Here is a 4,423-nt window from a genome sequence, read left to right on the forward strand (position 1 = left end):
AACTAAAAATATTTTTAAAGATAATTTTAAATAAGAGAACTTTAGGTATAATCCTTTTGAAATTTAAAAATCAAAATTTATATTAGGAAAAAAGATGAAAAATAGAGAAACAGATATACTTATAATCGGTGCAGGACCTGCGGGAATGGTGGCTGCCATGACAGCGATACAGAGTAATCCCACAAAACAGGTTATAGTTATAAAACCGTATGAAAAGAGTCAAGTACCATGTGGGATACCTTATGTTTTTGGTAACACTCTAGGCACTGTGGAGAAAAACGCTATGCCGTGTGGTAGTGGTCCAATTGCAGATAAGATTCAAAAGATTATAGACACTGTGCAGAGTGTTGATATAGAGAACAAAACAATAACAGCTCTAAATCATACGATTAAATTTGACAAACTTATCTTTGCAACAGGTTCAATTCCTTTTGTTCATAAAAATTTTCAGGATGGATTAGAGCTAGAGAATGTTTTTACAATTGATAAAGAGTATCACAAAGTTGAAGAGCTTAAAAACTATTTAGAAGAGAGAGAAAAAGTTATAGTCATTGGTGATGGGTTTATTGGTGTTGAGATGGCTACAGAACTTGCTAGTGTCGGAAAAGAGGTAACCCTAATCGGTGGTAGGCATATATTAGGCTTCTCATTTGATGAAGATATGGCTATTGAAGCTGAAGAGATTATGAGAGATTTGGGAGTAAAATTAGCTCTTGGAGAACATGCAAAACATATAATACGAAAAGATAAAATGGCAACAGGAATTGAGCTATGTGATGGTACTTTTTTTGAAACAGATGTTATTATTTTAGCTACAGGCTACCAACCAAATACAGCATTAGCCAAAGATGCTGGACTTAAACTTACAGGATATGATGGTATATGGGTAGATGAGTTTATGAGAACAAGAAACAAAGATATTTTTGCCGTTGGTGATTGTAGTGGGAGAAGAGATTTTATCACAAGAGACTCCTCTAAAGTAATGTTGGCTTCAACATCAGCAGCAGAGGCTAGAGTAGCAGGTGGTTCGCTTTATAAAATAAAACATCTAAAAGGCTTTGATGGAACCATTGCGATATTCTCTACAATGATAGGCAATAGGGCATTTGCAAGTGCGGGAGTGACAGAAAAAAGAGCAACAGATGAAAATATAGATTATGTTTCTGGATTTGCCCAAGGTATGAATAGACATCCAGCTACTATTCCAGATGCTTCAAAACAATCCGTCAAGCTAATAGCCATGCGAGAGAGTGGACGAATCATAGGTGGTCAAGTTATCGGAGACAAAGAGGCTGGTGAGATAATAAATATCATTGGATTAGCCATTGAGTCTAAACTTACTATACACTCTTTAATCTCTCTGCAAGTAGCAACACAACCGCTTCTAACCGCTGCTCCTACAACATATCCAATTGTTCTAGCCGCTCAAAACATATTAAAAATTACACATTAGGGATATACTCCTTAAAAAGGTGTTTGGTTCTGCTTGAATCGATTGAGTAGGTATCATTCATCTATTTACAAACATTATAAGATTCCTTATTATAAGATATATTATAATAATATCATTTATAAACTTTAAAGTAAATTCTACTTCCCTTTCAAATACCCCATAGCCGTTGCAATCAAATCATCATCATCTTTACTATAAGACTTCAACGAAAGCCTATCTCGTCCATCAGCAAACTCAATAAAGACCCTCTCCCCAGCATTAGCAACCTTGGTAATCCTCTGCTCTCTAGCCAAGACTTTCATAATCATCACATCTATAAATTGCCGTGAAATCACATCAAGTTTACCAAATCTATCAGCTATCTCGGTTTCTATCTCATAAACTTCACCTGTGGTTTCACATTGAGAGAGTCGGCGATATAGCTCTAGTCGCAGTCTATCCTCTTCAATTAGCTCTTCATTGAGATACGCATCAACCGTCAACTTGATGTCAACCTGTAACTGCTCCTCTTCGACCTTACCAGTCAACTCTTTGATAGCATCTTCCAACATTCGTAGATATAGTGAGTACCCTATCTGTTTGATATGTCCTGATTGAGCTTCACCGATAATATTTCCACCACCTCGTATCTCCAAATCATGAAAGGCAAGAACAGCACCACTTCCTAAATCAGAATGAGACTCCAAGGCTAAAAGTCGGCGTTTTGCATTGTCAGTTAGATACTCTTTATCTTCAACCATAAAGTAGCAGTATCCCTCTTTTCCACCTCGCCCTACTCTACCCCGCAACTGATGAAGGTCAGCAATACCAAATCTATCTGCTCCATCAACTATCATGGTATTTGCCTGTGGCATGTGTATACCTGACTCCACAATAGAAGTTGATAACATCACATCATACTCACCCTCTTCAAAAAGCATCATATCTTTTTCGGTCTGTTTGGCTGATATTTTGGAATGCAGAACAGCAACTCTTAGCTTTGGCATCAACTCCAACAGTACTTTTTTCTTCTCTTCTATCTGTGCAATGGAGTTAAAGACATAAAATGTCTGTCCTCCTCTTCGCATCTCTCGTGTAATCGCCTCTTTAACAATCTTCTCATCATAAGATTTTACAAAAGTTCTCACCCCTAATCTATCAACAGGTGGAGTTAAAATTTCTGAAAATGATTTCACTTGGGAGAGAGCCATATTGAGACTTCGAGGGATTGGTGTCGCAGACATAGAGAGCAGATGAACATTGATGGCTATCTCTTTGAGTGCCTCTTTCTGTTTCACCCCAAACTTATGCTCCTCATCTATGATTATAAATGCTAGATTTTTGAACTTGGCTTTTAAGAGTGCGTGAGTCCCTACTACCATATCAACTGTTCCCTCTTCCAACCCTTTGAGCAAAGCTGTCTTCTCTCTCCCTGTGGTAAATCTATCTAGTTTTCCTATCTTGATGTCATACTTGCCAAATCGCTCTTTCATACTTTTAAAATGTTGTGAACTAAGCAGTGTGGTAGGAGCAACCATCATCGATTGATGCCTATTTTTATAAGCAATAAACATCCCATTCATCGCCACTTCTGTCTTGCCAAACCCAACATCAGCTGAGAGCAGTCTATCCATCATTCGACCACTTGCCATATCATCCAACATAGAGTTTATAGACTCCTCTTGGTCTTCGGTATGGATAAAACCTGCTTGACTCATAAAAATTTGATGCTCTACCAAATCTCTTTTGAGTAGAATCCCTTTTTTCAGATGTCGTTGAGCTGAGAGATTAATAATCTCGGAGGCAATTGCAAATAGCCTATCTTTCACTCTACCTTTAAGCTTTTTGAAACTCGCTTTTCCCATCTTGTCCAAAATAGGAACTCCACCACTATCTGCTACAAAACGGTCAATAACATTGAGATTTTCTACAGGGATTAAGAGCATATCTTCATTTTGATACCCAATCAGAACAAACTCTCGTGTCGCCCCTAATACCACTCGTTTCTCAACACCTTTGAACAGCCCTACTCCATGATTTTCATGAACAACATAATCATCAAGTTTCAACTCATCTAAGATAATAGAGGCTTTTTTAACTTTTTTTCGTTTGACAGGCTTATTTAGAGATATAATCACCTCTTCATCAGAGATGAGGTTTACAATAATATCCTCATAGATAAACTCTATATTTTCAAATGAGTCTAACTCTGAACCACGAACAATAGACTCATTTTTGGCAATAATTTTTATCTTTTTATGAAAGTTAGATTTGATGATGGCATTGGGTTTAATAACCTCTAACTCTCTAAACTTTTTAGCTTCTGATACAATAGAAAGATTGAAATCTTCTCTATATATTAGAGGCTTATCCATAGAGTATATCTCATCCAACTCTTGATTCATAGAGGAGGTAAAAATAGCGTCAAAAGAGGTTACGGAGTTTTGGGCAAACTCATTAAGATACCAAAAACCCAGACTATCTATATCTTTTACAAAAGCATCCAGAGTGCTTACTTCCACTCGCCTCTCCAATGCTTTATACTGCTTGGCATCCAATCCCAAAAATGCAGGAATAACCTTGACAGACTCCAACTCTTCACTCAAACTCTTTTGAGTATCCACCGAAAACTCTCGTATACTCTCTATATCTTCATCAAAAAGTGAAATCCGATAAGCAGACTCACCTCCAAGAGGATATATATCAACAATATCCCCACGAAAAGAGACCTCACCCTTTTGTGTCACAATATCTACAAAATGGTAGCCCCAATGGTAGAGAGTATCTTTGAGCTTTTTCAACTTGATAGTTGAAGCAAATTCTAACTCCAAGGTTTTAAAAAACTCCTCTTTTGGCAGAGGCATAAGCAGTGTACGAAGTGGAGAGACCAAAAGCCTCTTTTTATCACAAGAGTAATAACCATGCAGAGCCTCTAACAGCTCATAAATCTCTCCTTGGAAAGAACGCAGGTCATCACCCCAGCTAAGTCGT

At 37.4% G+C, this 4,423-nt stretch carries 2 protein-coding genes; one reads left to right on the top strand and one right to left on the bottom strand.

Annotated elements, in window-relative coordinates; genetic code table 11:
* Positions 1-94: 94 nt before the first annotated feature.
* Positions 95-1,453 carry an FAD-dependent oxidoreductase gene (locus GSY74_RS08715; protein ID WP_164664718.1) on the top strand — a complete coding sequence of 453 codons (1,359 nt, stop codon included), beginning with the start codon at positions 95-97 and terminating at the stop codon, positions 1,451-1,453.
* A gap of 137 nt (positions 1,454-1,590) precedes the next feature.
* Here GSY74_RS08715 and GSY74_RS08720 read toward each other — a convergent pair.
* The coding region (locus tag GSY74_RS08720) for a DEAD/DEAH box helicase (protein WP_164664719.1) at positions 1,591-4,423 on the bottom strand (2,833 nt) is incomplete at its 5' end.

Origin of the sequence: Sulfurovum sp. bin170, from assembly GCF_010892395.1 — a bacterium.
Lineage (GTDB): Bacteria > Campylobacterota > Campylobacteria > Campylobacterales > Sulfurovaceae > UBA1140.